At 34.7% G+C, this 17,847-nt stretch carries 14 protein-coding genes; all 14 read left to right on the top strand.

The features are described 5' to 3' along the window. Positions 1 to 110: 110 nt before the first annotated feature. Complete coding sequence (locus VIX88_RS00525; RefSeq protein WP_214193943.1) at positions 111 to 746, top strand: hypothetical protein; 636 nt, start codon at positions 111 to 113, stop codon at positions 744 to 746. A gap of 63 nt (positions 747 to 809) precedes the next feature. After that, complete coding sequence (locus VIX88_RS00530) at positions 810 to 1,520, top strand: hypothetical protein (protein WP_237190350.1); 711 nt, start codon at positions 810 to 812, stop codon at positions 1,518 to 1,520. 384 nt (positions 1,521 to 1,904) lie between these two features. Continuing rightward, positions 1,905 to 4,334 (top strand): alpha-ketoacid dehydrogenase subunit alpha/beta, encoded by a 2,430-nt coding sequence (locus tag VIX88_RS00535; protein ID WP_064970052.1) that lies wholly within the window; start codon positions 1,905 to 1,907, stop codon positions 4,332 to 4,334. A 75-nt stretch (positions 4,335 to 4,409) separates the two neighbouring features. After that, positions 4,410 to 5,537, top strand: coding sequence for a DegT/DnrJ/EryC1/StrS family aminotransferase (locus VIX88_RS00540; protein ID WP_064970050.1), 1,128 nt, complete (start codon positions 4,410 to 4,412; stop codon positions 5,535 to 5,537). A 9-nt stretch (positions 5,538 to 5,546) separates the two neighbouring features. Beyond that, the gene (gene galE, locus VIX88_RS00545; RefSeq protein ID WP_064970048.1) at positions 5,547 to 6,569 is read left to right on the top strand and encodes a UDP-glucose 4-epimerase GalE; all 1,023 of its coding nucleotides are present in this window, start codon (positions 5,547 to 5,549) and stop codon (positions 6,567 to 6,569) included. A gap of 12 nt (positions 6,570 to 6,581) precedes the next feature. Beyond that, positions 6,582 to 7,217, top strand: coding sequence for a 16S rRNA (guanine(527)-N(7))-methyltransferase RsmG (gene rsmG / locus VIX88_RS00550; protein ID WP_064970046.1), 636 nt, complete (start codon positions 6,582 to 6,584; stop codon positions 7,215 to 7,217). Between the two features lie 32 nt (positions 7,218 to 7,249). After that, positions 7,250 to 9,916, top strand: coding sequence for a PD-(D/E)XK nuclease family protein (locus tag VIX88_RS00555; RefSeq protein ID WP_064970044.1), 2,667 nt, complete (start codon positions 7,250 to 7,252; stop codon positions 9,914 to 9,916). Positions 9,917 to 9,927: 11 nt separating this feature from the next. Then, positions 9,928 to 10,332 (top strand): hypothetical protein, encoded by a 405-nt coding sequence (locus VIX88_RS00560; protein WP_064970042.1) that lies wholly within the window; start codon positions 9,928 to 9,930, stop codon positions 10,330 to 10,332. A gap of 97 nt (positions 10,333 to 10,429) precedes the next feature. After that, on the top strand, positions 10,430 to 11,275 hold the full coding sequence (locus VIX88_RS00565; protein ID WP_064970040.1) for an HAEPLYID family protein: 846 nt from the start codon (positions 10,430 to 10,432) through the stop codon (positions 11,273 to 11,275). A gap of 101 nt (positions 11,276 to 11,376) precedes the next feature. Then, on the top strand, positions 11,377 to 12,507 hold the full coding sequence (gene dnaN / locus VIX88_RS00570) for a DNA polymerase III subunit beta (protein ID WP_004919817.1): 1,131 nt from the start codon (positions 11,377 to 11,379) through the stop codon (positions 12,505 to 12,507). 138 nt (positions 12,508 to 12,645) lie between these two features. Beyond that, complete coding sequence (pheT, locus tag VIX88_RS00575) at positions 12,646 to 15,045, top strand: phenylalanine--tRNA ligase subunit beta (RefSeq protein ID WP_064970038.1); 2,400 nt, start codon at positions 12,646 to 12,648, stop codon at positions 15,043 to 15,045. 17 nt (positions 15,046 to 15,062) lie between these two features. After that, positions 15,063 to 15,476 carry an META domain-containing protein gene (locus VIX88_RS00580; protein WP_214193944.1) on the top strand — a complete coding sequence of 138 codons (414 nt, stop codon included), beginning with the start codon at positions 15,063 to 15,065 and terminating at the stop codon, positions 15,474 to 15,476. Positions 15,477 to 15,715: 239 nt separating this feature from the next. Beyond that, positions 15,716 to 15,994: a co-chaperone GroES gene (locus tag VIX88_RS00585; RefSeq protein ID WP_004919811.1), complete on the top strand. Its 279-nt coding sequence runs from the start codon at positions 15,716 to 15,718 to the stop codon at positions 15,992 to 15,994. Between the two features lie 76 nt (positions 15,995 to 16,070). After that, a complete protein-coding gene (groL, locus tag VIX88_RS00590) occupies positions 16,071 to 17,699 on the top strand; it encodes a chaperonin GroEL (protein ID WP_064970034.1) in 1,629 nt (542 codons plus the stop codon). Positions 17,700 to 17,847: the final 148 nt, after the last annotated feature.

Raw genomic sequence — 17,847 nt, forward strand, 5'->3', positions numbered from 1 at the left:
AGGGTGAAAAAGCTGAACCTCATCCTTCTTAATATTTTGATTTAATTAAGTAAAGGAGTATTGTTTTTTTATTCTAAAGTTAAGTAGGCATAACTTTAAAAACTAGAATTATGAAAAAAAATTTAATTTTATTCTTAACTTTTACTCTTTTTATTGGAGTATTGAACTCTTGTAGAGATAATGATGGAATTCAAGAACAAGAAAATTCAATTGATGCAAAAACTAAGTTGGAGATTTTTAGAAAGGAGTTTGCTACCAGATTTTCTGAAACAGTAGTTGAAAGTAGAGAGGTCGTGAAACACATTACATTACCAAAAAGTAATGGTTCTTTGGCTACATTGGAAAGTTCAGACTCTTCTTTTGATGAGTTCTTAGCAAATGTTCCTAATGGGAATATGCTTGGAGTAACTGGTAAGAAATTAGCGAAAGAGAGTTTTGATTTAGCTTTGTCTGGACAATCTACGGAGGATATTATCTCAAATTTTGGTACTGAACAAGTGATTGAACTTGTTAATGAAATGGCAAAACTTGAGCAAAGTTTAAGTGTGGATGAAGCTGTTGATAAAATAATGTTTGGAGACGATAAGTTTTTTATTGAAGAAAGTTCTTATAAAGGAATAAGAACTAATGGTGGGGATTGTAGATTTTTTTGTAAAGTTTGGAATGGTGTGAAGTCTGCAGTGGCTTGGTTATGGGAGCATCGAAAAGAAATATTGGATTTTATAAGAGACATCAGATCATTGTAATTTTATAATATGATTAAGATGCTTAGAGGTTTATTTTATGAGCCTCATTTTTGTATAAAAATAATGATTTTATTTATTGCAGGATTTAGTTTAATATCTTGTTCTAGTACTTTTTTTCTACGAAATGCAGGGGTACTAGATGAAAGGGTAAATTTACAAGAGATAGATTATAAAGGTAAAAAAGTGGTCTTTTTAGGTATTCGTCATATTGGGACTAAGAGCTACTATCTTAACATTAAAACTGCAATAGATTCTTTAAAAAAAGAAGAATATCTATTTCTGTTGGAGGGACTAAATAAAGACGGTTCTAAAGAGGATTCAATAGTTTTTTATGATAAAAAAATGAGAAAAATATTGGGCGTTGGTGTTTCATCTAAATATATTGATACTTTGAATTACAAAATTCTTGGAAAAATAAGCTATTCTCCAGAGCTTAACCTTACTGACCAGCCGTCTTACGAAAAATTGGGGATAAAAAATACTTATATTGTATCAGATACTAATTCAAAAATATTGGTCAAAGAGTTTGAAAAAAAATACGGTGAAATTTTGTTGGATAAATGCGATTTGGAGACCGAAATTGCTCAAATCTACACCTGTAATACATTAAGCAGAAAACAAAGAAAGTATTTCGTTGAAGATTTTGTTCAAGATTTCAGAAACAGAATAGTAGTTGATGATATAGATTCGGTATCTGGCACTAAAATTTGTGTCATATATGGGGAAAGACATATAGAAAAGATTAAAAATATTCTGAAGCAAAACTCAAAATAAAATTAACCCAGAAAGAACAATATTCTTTCCGATGAGGAATATAATAAAGGCTCGTAGGAATACAAGAATGACCGTGAGGAATAGAAGAATGATTGTGAGGAGCTCATTATTTTAATGAAGAATTAAAAAACAGCTTTGAGGAATAGAAGAATGAATGGTTTTTATTCATAAAATTGAAAATAATTCAAAAAAATACTTTAGTAAGCCTTGTAACCTTACAGAATTATCTTATCAAGAGCTTTATTTCTCAGTTGCCAACCTCATTTTCTGTCCCGGTCAATCCTATGATTGGAGGTAGGTGATTTTTTTCAGCACGAATTAAAATAGGCTACCCTAAAATATTTCGTTTAGAATTATTATATTTGTCAAAATTCAAAACGAGTTATGAGTACAACTTACATAGAGTCTCAAAAAGTATCTTTTGAGGATTTTAAAAATAGTATTTTAAACGATTATAAACTAGGGAGAATTTCCCGAGAGATGTCCTATCTAGGTAGGAGAGAGGTGCTTACAGGAAAAGCAAAATTTGGTATCTTCGGTGATGGTAAAGAGTTGCCACAGTTGGCGATGGCAAGGGTATTTAGAAATGGCGATTTTAGGTCGGGGTATTACAGAGACCAAACTTTTGCCTTAGCGATACAAGCCGTAAGTGTAGAGAGTTTTTTCGCACAGCTTTATGCAGATACAAGTGTAGAAAGAGAGCCCGCATCGGCAGGAAGACAAATGAACGGACATTACGCCACTAGAAGCCTTAACGAAGATGGCAGTTGGAAAAATTTAACAGAACAAAAAAATATCTCCTCCGATATATCACCTACGGCGGGGCAGATGCCTAGACTTTTAGGTTTAGCACAAGCCTCTAAAATTTATAAAGAAATCCAGTTTGAAGGTTCAGAAAAATTCTCTCGCAATGGTAACGAAGTAGCTTTCGGGACGATAGGAGATGCTTCCACTGCGGAAGGTTATTTTTGGGAAACTCTCAATGCTGCGTGTGCCTTGCAAGTTCCTATGATTGTAAGTATTTGGGACGATGGGTATGGTATTTCTGTGCCTACGCACAACCAAAGAGCCAAAGAAGATATTACCGAAATGCTATCAGGCTTCCAAAGAAAAGAAGGTAAAGTTGAAGGTTGCGAAATCATTACCGTAAAGGCGTGGGATTATCCAGCCTTGTTAGACGCTTACGCTAGAGCAGAAGATTTTGCAAGGAATCAAAGTGTTCCTGTGGTAGTTCACGTTAAAGAAGTTACGCAGCCGCAGGGACACTCTACATCGGGTTCTCACGAAAGATACAAATCAGAAGAGCGATTGAATTGGGAAGCAGAGTACGATGGTCTTAAACAGTTTAGAGAATGGATACTCAATTATAGCATAGAAATAGACGGACAAACGGAAATCCTTGCCACGGCAGAAGAGTTAGATGCTTTAGATAAAGAAGCAAAGAAGGAGGTTAAGGAAGGGCAAAAAAGAGCGTGGGAAGCCTACCAAAATGCTATTAAATCTGTTAAAGAAAAAGGGCTGTCAGCGGTAGAAAAACTTAAAGCTCAAAATACTCAAGTAGAGTCTTTATTGCAAGATTTCGGTAAAATCATATCGGTTGGAAAGAGAGAAGTGTTCCATCTGATGAGAAAAGCACTATGGCTTACAAGAGGGCAAGTCTCTGCGGAAAGAAAAGATTTAGAAAAGACTTATCAAGAACTTTTATTGCAGGAGCAAGACCATTATTCATCTCATCTTTACTCTCAATCTCAATGGAAGGCAACTAATGTAAAAGAAGTAAAGCCTGTTTATAGTGATAATTCCGAAGAAGTGGACGGAAGGGTAGTGGTAAGAAACAACTTTGATAAAATATTTGAAAAATATCCACAAACCTTAGTCTTTGGAGAAGACACGGGGAACATAGGTGATGTAAACCAAGGTTTGGAAGGAATGCAAGAGAAGTATGGAGCTACGAGAGTGGCAGATACAGGGATTAGAGAAGCTACTATTTTAGGTCAAGGGATTGGTATGGCGATGAGAGGGCTTCGTCCAATTGCAGAGATTCAATATTTAGACTATATTCTCTACTGTTTGCAAGGTATGAGTGATGATTTGGCAACAGTGCAATACAGAACTAAAGGGGGACAAAAAGCTCCAGTAATTATAAGAACTAGAGGGCATAGATTAGAAGGAATTTGGCATTCAGGCTCTCCTATGGCGGGGATACTTAACTTGTCCAAAGGAATTTTGGTATTAGTTCCTAGAAACTTAACTAAAGCAGCAGGGTTTTACAACACGATGTTACAAAGTGATGAACCTGCGGTAATTGTGGAGTGTCTTAATGGTTATCGTTTAAAAGAAAAACAACCAGACAACTTAGGCGAGTTTACCGTGCCTGTGGGTAAAATAGAGGTAACTAAAGAAGGGGCAGATGTTACCCTTGTTACTTATGGTTCTACTTGGCGTGTGGTGATGGAGGCAGCTAAAGAACTAGAACAGTTAGGCATTTCAGCGGAAGTGATAGATGTTCAGTCATTAATTCCGTTTGACTTAGAGCACGAAATTGCAAAAAGTCTTCAGAAAACCAATCGTTTGGTGGTGATAGATGAAGATGTGGAAGGAGGAACTTCTGCCTTTATTCTTCAGCAAATTTTAGAAAAACAAAAAGCCTTTAGATATTTGGATAGCGACCCAGTAACCATTACGGCTAAAAACCACAGACCAGCTTATGCTAGTGATGGAGATTACTTTAGTAAACCTTCTGTGGATGATATAGTGGAGGAAGTTTATGCGGTGTTTCACGAAACCAATCCAAGTAAATTCCCTAAAATATAAACAATAATAAAAATTGATAAGAGCGATTGTTTAACGGCAGTCGCTCAACCTATTTAATACATAAAACTCAATATTATGAGAAAGATACAAATGGTAGATTTGCAGAGCCAGTATTTTAAAATTAAAAATGAAGTGGATAATGCGGTGCTTAATGTAATGCAGTCGGCACAGTTCATCAATGGTTCGGAGGTTAAATCTTTCCAATCCGAGTTAGAAGAATATTTAGATGTAAAACACGTAATCCCTTGTGCTAACGGTACAGACGCACTCCAAATAGCTTTAATGGCTTTAGGTTTAAAAGAAGGAGATGAGGTAATTACTGCAGATTTTACCTTTGCTGCAACGGTAGAGGTGATACACTTATTGAAGTTGAAAGCTGTTTTGGTAGATGTGGACTATGATACTTTTACTATAGATGTAGAAAAGTTAAAGAAAGCCATTACACCAAAGACTAAAGCAATAATTCCTGTGCATTTATTTGGGCAATGTGCTAATATGGAAGAGATTTTAAAAATAGCAAAGGAACACAATATTTTTGTAGTAGAAGACAATGCACAAGCCATAGGTGCGGAATATACTTTTGCCGACGGAATAACTAAAAAGTCTGGTACAATGGGAAGCATAGGAACGACATCGTTCTTCCCGTCTAAGAATTTAGGATGTTACGGAGATGGAGGTGCTATTTTTACTAATGATGATGCTTTGGCTCACCGCCTAAGGGGAATTGTAAATCACGGAATGTACGAACGCTATTATCACGATGAGGTGGGCGTTAATTCAAGGCTAGATAGCATACAGGCAGCGGTTCTAAGAAAAAAACTACCACATTTGGATAACTATAACGAAGCTAGACGTAAAGCTGCAGATTTTTACGATGAGGCTTTTAAAGATTGTCCTCATATTTTAACTCCAAAAAGAGCGGAAAATTCAACGCATGTATTTCATCAATACACTCTTAGAATCCTTAATGGAAAAAGAAACGAGCTTCAGCAATATTTGGCAGAAAAAGAAATTCCTGCGATGATATACTATCCTGTGGCACTTAGAAAGCAGAAGGCTTACTACCAAGAAAGTAATGATACCGATTTTATAAATACAGACCGTTTGTTATCCGAAGTAATTTCATTACCAATGCACACCGAGTTAGATGATGAACAGTTAAAATATATTACAGAAACTGTTTTGGAGTTTGTAAATAAATAAGAAAGAATTATGACGATATTAGTAACGGGAGGTTTAGGCTATATAGGCTCTCACACAGTGGTTGAACTACTGAATGATGGTTTTGATATTGTGATTGTAGATGATATGTCTAATTCGGAGAAATTTGTGCTTAAAAATATAGAAGAGATTACAGGCAAAAAACCTATTTTCTATCCTTTTGATTTAAAACGAAGAGAATTATTAAGTCAAGTTTTAGATGCTCATAATATAGAAGGGTGTATCAACTTTGCTGCTTTTAAAGCGGTGGGAGAAAGCCAAGTGAAACCAATAGATTATTATGAGAACAATCTCTTTTCCTTAATCAATATATTGCAAGAATTTAAAGAACGGAATATTTCTAACTTTATATTTTCCTCGTCGTGTACGGTTTATGGTCAGGCAGATGAAATGCCGATAGATGAAAATACACCACTTAAAACTCCAGAATCTTCCTATGGTAAAACTAAACAGATGGGAGAGGAGATACTAAAGGACTTTTCTAGAGCTCACGCTAAAAAAGTGTCTTTGTTGAGATATTTTAATCCCATTGGGGCACATCCTTCGGGCAAAATAGGAGAGCTACCGTTGGGAGTACCTAACAATTTGGTGCCTTATGTTACACAAACAGCGGCAGGGATTAGAGAGAAACTTAGTATTTGGGGAGACGATTATCCAACGCCAGATGGTACCGCGATTAGAGATTATATTTATGTGGTAGATTTAGCTAAGGCTCATTTGGCGGCACTTAAAAAGCTCATCAATGCAAAAGAAGAGACTGTTTTGGATATTTATAATTTGGGAACAGGGCAAGGTTCTTCGGTTTTAGAAGTGGTTAAAGCCTTTGAGAATGCCAATCAGGTAGAAGTACCGTATCAAATATGCAGTCGTAGAGAAGGTGATATTACCATAGCTTATGCCAATGCTGATAAAGCAGAGAGAGAACTCGGTTGGAAAGCTGAAACCTCTTTAGAAGAAGCTCTTAGAACGACTTGGAAATGGCAAAAATATCTAGAGAAGAATACTAATATTTGATGAATTAAATTGATGATGAAGAATCTGATATTAAAATATTTCCCAGAACTTACTGAGCAACAGCAATATCAGTTTGATTTGTTAGAACCTCTCTATAAAGAGTGGAACGAAAAAATAAATGTAATTTCTAGGAAAGATATGGACAGCCTCTATGAAAAACATGTATTACACTCTTTAGGTATTGCTAAGGTAATGCCTTTTTCTGAAGGAACAAAAGTTCTAGATATTGGCACTGGCGGTGGATTTCCAGGGATACCTTTGGCAATAATGTTTCCAGAGGTAGAATTTACCTTAATAGATTCTATTGGGAAGAAAATAAAAGTAGTACAGGCGGTATCGGAGGCATTGGAACTGAAGAATTTAACAGCTATACACGGAAGAGCCGAAAAACTGAAAGATAAATACCATTTTGTAGTTAGCAGGGCGGTTACGCAGATGCCTGTATTTTTGCGATGGTTAAAAGGAAAGTTTGAAAAAGAACAATTTAATCCTAAACATAATGGAGTACTTTATCTAAAAGGCGGCAATTTAGCGGAGGAATTGGCAGGACTTAAATGCGAGATTTTCAATCTTAAAAATTATTTTGAAGAAGAATTTTTTGATACCAAAAAAGTAGTGTATCTCTCTAAAGGTAACTTTAATTCATAGAAATTAAAATATAGATTTAGCAAAAAATACTGATGAATTTCCTTAATAAAATTGTAGATGAATTATTAGAACAGTCATCGGATTTATCTCGGTTTAACATCGTTTTACCAGGTAAAAGACCAGTGGTATTTATTAAGGATATTCTAAAAAATCAAAAAAAGTATTCGGGGCTACTTCCTCAATTTTCTACCATTGAGGAACTTATTAAAGATATTTCTAGCTATCAAGAAATCAAAGGGATTTCCTTATGGTTGTTTGCTTATAATGTTTACAGGCAGCTATTTTCAGCAGAGGATTTTGGTCAGTTTTTAAAATGGTTTCCAACATTATTGAAGGATTGGGACGATATTTTAAAGTTTTCTGATTCTGATGAGGCAGTGTTGGAATATATGTTTGATGAGGAACGTATTAAAAATTGGGGAGAAACTTTAGGAGAAGAAGACAATGCAAGGCAAAGGAATCTCAACTTTTGGCAAAAAATGACCACCTTTTTACCATTGCTAAAAAAAGAGCTTAAAGTTAAGCAATGGGCAACCTCTGGAATGCTTCATCAGGAAGCCAAATCTAAAGTTAAATTATTTGCAGAGCAGACATCGGAGCAATATGTTTTTTGTGGTTTTAATGCCTTTACGCCGGTTGAAGAATTGTTGGTAAGGCAGTTGTTACAATGGGACAAGGCACAATGTTTTTTCCAAGCGGACGAGTACTATATTAAAGATAAAAGGCAAGAAGCAGGGCAGTTTTTAAGGCGTTATATAGATTGGGCGGAGTTTAATGATTACAGAAACTTTAGTTGGGTAGAGAATCAGTTTTCTCAACCTAAAAATATCAATGTTTACGAGGTTTCGGGCAATGTTACCCAAACACAGGTGATTCCTAAAATATTCAAAGATTATAAAGAGTCAGACTATTCTAAGACAGCGTTGGTCTTGCTAGACGAGAATTTGCTTCCTGCGTGTTTAGAAGTCCTATCAGAAGTGCCTAAAGTTAATATTACGATGGGGCTGCCGCTTAAGAATTTATCTTTTAGCAACGCTATGAAACAGATTTTTTATCTGCACAAACAGCTAGAGAAAAAATCATCAACTTATTATCATCACGATGTCGTGGGGATTTTGGAAACTTTGCCGACCGATGTGCAGGAGGATAAAATCATTAGAGCGTTTGTAAACTACATTTCGGAGCATAATATTGTTTATGTTTCCTACTCTCTTTTAAAAGAATACTTGGGTGGATTGAATTTCTTTAACATCTTTGAAAAAAAAGGTGTTAAAGAGTTGCTGGAGATATTGATAGATTTTTGTTATCAGTTGAAATACAAACCTATAGATGATATTCAGTACGAGAATATTTCTTATTTTGAAAAGAGTTTTAAAATCGTTAAAAATCAATTAGAGCCTTACCAATTTGAAGTAAGTATAGAAGATTTAGAGGTTTTGGTTAATCAGATGGTAAGTGCAGAGTCTGTGGATTTTCAAGGCGAACCGTTGTCTGGTTTGCAGGTTATGGGATTGCTGGAAACCAGATTGCTCAATTTTGAAAACATCATTTTGCTTTCTACTAATGAAGGTAAACTTCCGCTGGGGAACTCACAAAATACTTATCTGCCTTTTGATGTAAGAAAGAATTTCGGACTTAATACTTTCTTGGAGAATGATGGTATTTATGCCTATCATTTCTACCGATTGTTGCAGGACGCTCATCATATCCATTTACTTTATAATGCCTTGTCTTCAGGCGTTAATACGGGAGAGAAAAGTAGATTTATCACTCAAATAGAAATGGAAAGTCCTCATCAAGTGCAAAAAATTATGGTGGAGAATGAGTCGCAACCCGTAGAGGTGCTTCCGATGGTGGTTTCTAAAACTCCACAAGTAATGGAACGGCTCAAAGAATGGCAACATAATATTGCGGCATCACACCTTACCACTTATCTCTATAATCCTATTGATTTTTATGCTAAAGTGGTTTTAAAAATAAAGGAAACTTCCGAAATAGAGGAGGAGCTTTCCCTTAGAAATTATGGTAATTTAGTGCATTATGCATTGGAGTTTTTATACGGTAAATTAAAAGGAAAGATATTAACTCCGCAGGATTTAGAATGGGCAATTACTCAAATAGATGAAAGTGTTGAGTTTGCAATAAAAACACTGAAACATCAGCCCGAATTTTACGAAAGAGGTATGAATTTCGTGCATCAACAGATGGCTAAAAAAGTTATAGGAGATGTTTTAAAGTTAGATTTAGAGCTGGTTTCCAGTGGAAATACCTTAGAAATTCTAGATTTAGAAAAAGAAATCAAAGATGTTAAATTTAAGGTTTCAGATGAGTTAGAAGTGGCTTTTAAAGGTTTTATAGATAGGATTGATAGGCTCAACGGAAATCTAAGAGTGATAGATTATAAAACGGCTAAAACTAAAAATCTAAGGCTGAAAATTTCTGATAAAAATAGGGAAACACTCCTTAAAAATAAAGACTATAAACAAGCACTTCAGCTTTGCATTTATGCCTATGCTATGGGGCAACTTTCCGAGTTTTTGGGTAAGGATATTAGTTGTGGGATATGGAGTTTTGCAGAGGTAAGTCGTGGAGTGCAAATGCTAGAAATAGACGGTGATTTGTCTGATGCTATGGCTTCAATATCAAGTATTATTACAGAAATTCTCAACCCTGATATAGATTTTGAGGAAAGTGTTTAGAGAGATATATTATGGAGAAAAAGAGTATCATTAAAATGAATAATTTCAGAAATAAAATTTTTCTAAAATTTCTTTGGGGAATTTTGGGAGTTTATTTTATGAATATAAGTATAGATACTCCAGATGATGATAGATACTATTTCTCAGAAACTTCAAACTATAATGATATGGAAAGCATTATAGAAGTTATTGTAGAAAAAGTATTTAAGTATGAAAATGCCATAGAAGAATCCGAAGAGTACGATTTGGATAATTATACTAAAAAATCTAAATATAATTGGTTTTTCGGATTATTTTCTCCGTGTAAATCAGTTCAGATGGTTGAGATTTATTTCTCAAAATATATTTGCATTGTTGGAGTATCCAAGCTCCTTAACGGCTTTTCTCAATTTGATGTGCCTCCGCCTAAAATTTGATTTTAATTTATAAATGGTTTATGATAATGATAGTTCTCAATTGAATTAAGGACTATCTAAAGTTGTAAAATAAATTTAGATTAAAATCAAAAATAAAATGAATTTTAAAAGAATAATGCTATTAGCTTTAGTGCTAATTTTTGGCAATGTGTTTTCTCAAAATATTAAAAATGAAAAAGATAGTCTTTATATAGCAGAGGTGGAAGATACTAAAGAACCAGCCAAAGTTTTACACGCAGAACCTTTGTATATAGATTTGATAAGGGATTTAGGAGCGAGAAAAGGCGAAAAAGAATGGAATTTAGGACTTGGTTTAACAGATAAACTCAATTTTGATGCTTATGAAGCATTGGTAGAGTACGAATGGGCTCCTATTGATAGGTTAGGATTAGAAGTAGAGCTACCGTTTACATTCTATTCTCCTACGGGAAACGAGAGAGTGCAAGCACCGTCTAGTAAACTTAATAGTCTGAAATTGGCTTTACAATGGTCGTTTTTGGTAAACGAAGAGAAAGCGACAACAATGGCTTTAGGCTACATCAACGAGCTAGAGTTTTCAGATTTTGGACGCTTTGGAAAACCTTTAATTAAAGGAAATGTTTACAACCCATTTTTTGTGGTGGCTAAACGATGGGGAAATAATTTCCATACCTTGGTTTATACAGGACCAATGATAGAGCAGAGTTTTATCACCAATAAATTTCATATGGTGTACGATGTACATTCTAGTTTCCATTATATGATTTCGGGGACAAGAAATTTTGTGGGAGTAGAATTTAATAAAACCTTTGATAGAGGTAATTTTGATATGGTCATGCGTCCTCAGATGCGTTTGGGTATTTTGGAGCAGTTGATGTTGGGTGTTGTTGTGGGGATTCCTGTAAGTAGAGAAAATGAACGATTGAGTTCTTTTCTAAGATTGATATGGGAGCCTAAACACTAGCATTTGTTAATAACTTTTTGAGTCTAGAAGTTCAAAAAATGTTACTTTTTTTTATTGTTTTATTACAATTACCTATATTTGTATCCAAATAATTTTTATTTATGAAATTTATCGTAGCAAGTAGCGAGTTACAAAAGGCTTTACAAGTGGTAAGTGGTGTGATTTCCAGTTCACAATCACGCCCTATTCTAGAAAACTATTTGTTCGAACTAGATAATCAAAATCTTAAGATTACTTCATCTGATGGGGAAACTACTTTGGTGACTTCTTTGGAGGTAATGTCCGAAGATCAAGGTAAAATAGCAGTTCCTGCGAAGACTTTTCAAGAACTGATAAAGACCTTTGGGGAGCAACCTTTAACTTTTACAGTAAAGGAGTCTGCCAATGAAATGGGGGCTTTACTAGAAATTCTAGATGATAGAGATAACTATGAGGTGGCTCTAGACAATGCAGAGGATTATCCAGAATTACCAGAGTTTGATGCTTCACAAAGTGTTACGATACCTTCAGGGGTATTAGCAGAAGCGTTGGTAAATACTTTGTTTGCTACAAGTAATGATACGCTTCGCCCTGTAATGACGGGAGTTTTATTCCAATTTGGAGAAAATGAGGCTAACTTTGTATCTACAGATTCTCATAGATTGGTAGTTTACAAGAGAAAAGACATTAAAAATAGTGAGCCTATAGAGTTCATTATGCCTAAAAAACCATTGAGTATTTTTAAAAATATTCTAGCCAACACGGAGGAAGAAGTTGTTATTGAGTTTAATGAGAATATGGCTAAATTTACTTTTGGTAATCATATTTGGATTTGTCGTTTAATAGATGGTAAATATCCTAATTACTCTGCGGTAATCCCTCAAGAAAACCCTAATTTGCTTACAGTAAATAGAAATTTACTACTTAGTTCTATTAGAAGAGCATCTATTTTATCTAACAAATCTACTAATCAAGTAAGGTTTAAATTATCAGGGAATATCCTTCATCTACACGCAGAGGATACCGAGTTTGCTAATAAAGCAGATATGCAGATTCCTTGCGACTATAAAGGAGAAGACATCAACATTGGCTTCAGTTCTAAATTTTTAACAGAAATGTTATCAGTTTTGAGTTCTGATGATGTATTGATGAGAATGTCTCAGCCTAACCGTCCAGGTATTTTAGAACCTATAGATGGGTTAGATGAAAACGAACATATTTTAATGCTTTCTATGCCTGTCATAGGAATGTAATTAGTAATAACTAAAGTGATTGTGTATTAAATTACTTTCAAAATTTGAGATTTGAAATACAAATCTCAAATTTTGTTTTAAGGAAAATTTAAGTCAATATTTTAAAAATAATAAAGATTTTCAAACACATATTAAAGAATGAAAATATCAAATAATTGGTTAAAAAACTATATCAAAACCGACTTGACTTCAGAGAAGATAGGAGCTTACCTTACAGATATAGGGCTAGAAGTAGAGGGGATAGAAATTTTTGAAAGTGTAAAAGGAAGTTTAGAGGGTATTGTGGTAGGTAAAGTTTTAACTTGTGAAAAACACCCAAACGCAGATAAACTTAAAAAAACAACCGTAGATGTAGGAGGTGAGGTTTTAGAAATTGTATGTGGAGCACCTAATGTAGAGGCTGGGCAATTAGTACCTGTGGCAGTAGTAGGAACAACGCTTTATGATAAAGAAGGGAATAGTTTTGAAATCAAAAAGGCTAAAATAAGAGGAGAGGTATCCGAAGGAATGATATGTGCTGAAGATGAACTGGGGTTAGGGACTAACCATGATGGAATTATGGTTTTAGATGAAACTCACGAAGTAGGGAAGCCTTTTGCAGATTATTTTGAAATCACTAAAGATGAAGTCTATGAAATAGGGCTAACGCCTAATAGAACAGATGCGATGTCTCACTATGGTGTGGCTAGAGATTTAAATGCTTTTCTGTACGCGTCTAATATCACCGAAACGGAGTTTGAAAAGGTATCGTCTGATATTTTTCAGCCAGAAGGTGAGCATGGATTTTCTATAGAGGTAGAAGATGCAGAGCTTTGCCCTAGATATATAGGAGCTGTTTTAGATAATGTGAAGGTAAAGCCTTCTCCAGAGTGGCTGAAAAATAAACTTAAAGCCATAGGTTTAAATTCTATCAATAATGTGGTAGATGTTACCAACTATATTTTACACGGCTTGGGGCAGCCTCTACATGCGTTTGATGCAGATAAAATTTCTGGACAAAAAGTAGTTGTAGGTGTTTGTAATTCTGGAACTAAATTTACCACTTTAGATGGCGTGGAGCGAACGCTTAACGGTGCAGAAATTATGATAAAAGACACTTCCGATAAGCCAATGTGTATCGCAGGGGTATTTGGTGGAGCAGATTCTGGTGTTTCAGATTCAACGACAAAAGTTTTTTTAGAAAGTGCTTATTTCAATCCAGTATCGGTAAGAAAAGCAGCGAAAGCTCATGGTTTAAATACAGATGCATCTTTCCGTTTTGAAAGAGGTGTAGATGTTAATGCGGTTAGAATAGCCATTACCAAAGCGATAAGCCTTCTTAAAGAAGTGGCAGAAGCAGAACTTGTAGGAGATTTAATAGAAGTTTATCCTGAGAAAATAAATCCGCATTATGTGCTATTTAGATATTCTAAGTTAGACCAAATTCTAGGAGTTAAAATTCACCGTGAAACGGTAAAGAAGATATTAAAATCGCTTGAAATAGAAATTCTTAACGAAATTCCAGACGGTCTAGAGCTTTCTGTGCCGACTTATAGGGCAGATGTTACTAGAGAAATAGATGTAATAGAAGAAGTACTTAGAATCTATGGATATAACAAAATAGATAGTCCTCAGAAGATTGCGTTTTCACCAGTAAAATTGAGTTTTGAAGACCAAGATGCTTTAGAAAATACTTGGGCTAGATTATTACAGTCCAATGGATTTAATGAAGTGATGAACAACTCTCTTACTACGGTAAAAGATGAAACCAATGCGGTTAAATTACTTAACCCATTGAGTAATGATTTGGCATTTATGAGAACTTCTTTATTAGAAGGTTTATTACAGAATGCAGTCTACAATATCAACCGTAAAAATACGGATATTAAGTTTTTTGAGTTAGGTAAAATCTATCATAAATTTGAAACTTATAAAGAAAGAAAGCAACTAGCAATGCTGATTTCTGGTAGACATCAATCTGAAAATTGGCTTGTACCGAAATCTAGTACAGATTTCTATCACTTAAAGTCTTATGCTAAATTAGCGTTAGAAGTTTTAGGTATTACTATTCAGGAGAAACCTTTGCAAGATGTTCGTTTCAGTGATGGGTTAGAATTTGTTTCTGATGGTAAGGTATTGGCAAGGCTAGGTAAGGTAGCACCAGAATATCTTAAATCTGCAGATATGGAGCAGGAGGCCTTTTATGCAGAGATAGAAGTAGAGGCTTGTCAAGAATTGAGGATTAAAGGTAACTTTAAGTTTAGAGAAATACCTAAATTTAATAAGATAAGAAGAGATTTAGCGTTACTTTTAGATAAAAACATCACTTATTCAGATTTATATCAAGAGGTGATGAAGAAGCCGTCGCCGTATCTTAAATCGGTTAATCTGTTTGATGTTTACGAAGGTAAGAATTTGCCAGAGGGTAAGAAATCTTACGCTTTGAGTTTTGAACTTCTTAATGAAGAAAAAACATTAGAAGAAAAAGAAATTTCAGAAATAATGGGAGGGCTAATCACACTCTTTGAGAAAAATTTTAATGCAGAGCTACGCTCGTAAATACAAATAAAAAGGTTATGAAAAATATAATATTAACATTAGGTATAGGTTTGCTGATGTTTTCTTGTGCCACGGTTGGTAATACAACTACAACTAAGAGTAAAAAGAATCAAGTTAGTCTATTATCAACAGAGTGGGTTTTAGCGGAAAGCAGACTCGGCTCTAGTAAAGTACCTACTTTAACAGTAGAAACAGAGAAAGTATCAGGAAACTCTGGGTGTAACAATTATTTTGGACAGCTTAAAACAGATGCACAAACGGGAGCTTTCTCGGTAGAGAATGTGGGTTCTACTAGAATGGCTTGTAAGGATATGTTGGTGGAACAAAACTTTCTAAAAATGTTGGAAAAAGCCAATAGATACGAAAGTGATGGCATTACTCTTACACTTTACAAAGACCAACTACCACTAATGAAATTTAGTAAGAAGTAGATTGTTTTTATTAAATAATATAAAACGGATTGAAAAGAAAATATTTCAATCCGTTTTTTGTTTATATAGAGAGGCAATAGGAAATTTTTTATCACTACTGTTTTAATTCTTGTCATATTTTATAAATCTTTGTCATTTTAATGTGTCAAAATGTCTTATGATTGTTGCCGTATGGTGTTTGGCATTTTTTTCGTGTCTAGAGTAGAAGTTAAAATTAAACAATAAAAATTTAAAACGATATGTCAGTAAATTTTAAACCATTATCAGACAGAGTTTTGGTAGAACCAGCAGCAGCTGAAACTAAAACAGCATCAGGAATTATTATCCCAGATACAGCAAAAGAAAAACCTCAAGAAGGTGTAGTAGTAGCTGTAGGTGCAGGGAAAAAAGATGAGCCTATGACTGTAAAAGTAGGAGATAAAGTGCTTTATGGCAAGTATTCTGGTACAGAACTTAAACTTGATGGTAAAGATTATCTTATCGTAAGAGAAGGAGATCTTTTAGGTATTTTAGGTTAAAAATCAATCAATAAAAAATAGGTAATACAGAGGTTTAATCTGTGTTTTCATAACAATAATTTAATTAGATATAAAAATGGCAAAAGACATTAAATTTGATATAGAATCAAGAGATGCACTTAAAAGAGGTGTAGATGCATTAGCAAATGCAGTTAAGGTAACTTTAGGACCCAAAGGTAGAAATGTAGTTATAGAAAAGTCTTTCGGTGCTCCACATGTAACTAAAGACGGTGTTTCTGTGGCTAAAGAGATAGAGTTAGAGGACAAAGTAGAGAATATGGGAGCTCAGATGGTAAAAGAAGTAGCTTCTAAAACCAATGATTTGGCAGGAGATGGTACCACTACAGCTACTGTATTAGCACAAGCTATCGTGAGAGAAGGTCTTAAAAATGTGGCTGCTGGAGCTAATCCTATGGATTTAAAAAGGGGGATTGATAAGGCAGTTTCTACTGTAATAGAAAACTTAAAATCTCAATCTCAAGCAGTAGGAGATTCTTCTGAAAAGATTAAGCAAGTAGCTTCTATTTCTGCAAATAACGATGATGCAATAGGTAGTCTTATTGCTGAAGCTTTTGGTAAAGTAGGTAAAGAAGGTGTAATTACTGTTGAGGAGGCTAAAGGTACAGATACTACGGTAGATGTGGTAGAAGGTATGCAGTTTGACAGAGGTTATCAGTCGCCTTATTTCGTTACAAATCCAGATAAAATGGTAGCGGAGTTAGACAATCCGTACATCCTTTTAGTAGAGAAGAAAATTTCTTCAATGAAAGAATTACTGCCTGTTTTAGAGCCAGTAGCTCAGCAAGGTAAAGCTTTACTTATCATTTCAGAAGAGGTAGAAGGTGAAGCGTTGGCAACATTAGTGGTTAATAAACTAAGAGGTTCTTTAAAAATCGCTGCAGTAAAAGCTCCAGGATTTGGAGATAGAAGAAAGGCGATGTTAGAAGATATTGCTATCTTAACGGGTGGACAAGTAGTTTCTGAAGAAAGAGGCTTTACTATGGATAATGTAACTATTGATATGCTAGGTAGAGCAGAAAAAGTAGTTATAGATAAAGACAATACTACGGTAGTGAATGGTGCTGGAGATGAAGCTCAAATTAAAGCTAGAGTAAATCAAATCAAAGCTCAAATGGAAAGCACTACTTCTGACTACGATAGAGAAAAATTACACGAAAGATTAGCTAAATTGGCTGGTGGTGTAGCAGTTCTTTATGTAGGTGCAGCTTCTGAAGTAGAAATGAAGGAGAAGAAGGATAGAGTAGATGACGCATTACACGCTACTAGAGCGGCAGTAGAAGAAGGTATCGTAGCTGGTGGAGGTGTAGCTTTAGTAAGAAGCATTGCTTCTCTTGAGAATCTTAACGGTGCTAACCAAGATGAAAACACAGGTATTAAAATAGTTAAAAGAGCTATAGAAGAACCATTGAGACAAATTGTAGCCAATGCAGGTGGCGAAGGTTCTGTAGTTGTAGCTAAAGTTTCAGAAGGTAAAGGCGACTTTGGATATAATGCTAAAACTGACGAGTATGTTAATATGCTAGAAGCAGGGATTATAGACCCTACCAAAGTGACTAGAGTAGCATTAGAAAATGCAGCTTCTGTGGCTGGTATGCTATTAACTACGGAGTGTGTAATTACAGAGTTACCTAAAGAAGAATCTGCAATGCCACCAATGGGAGGCGGAATGCCAGGTATGATGTAATTTCATCACAATTTAACTAAAATAAAAAACCGCTTTTTAGGCGTTTTTTTTAATTGGTCTGTGAAAACTACTCTATTAGGGGGAGTAATTTCTTCTCTCTATAATAGAATAAAATATAAAAACCTCTCTTTAAGAGAGGTTTTACTAT

The organism is Riemerella anatipestifer (assembly GCF_035666175.1).
Taxonomy (GTDB): Bacteria; Bacteroidota; Bacteroidia; order Flavobacteriales; family Weeksellaceae; genus Riemerella; species Riemerella anatipestifer_D.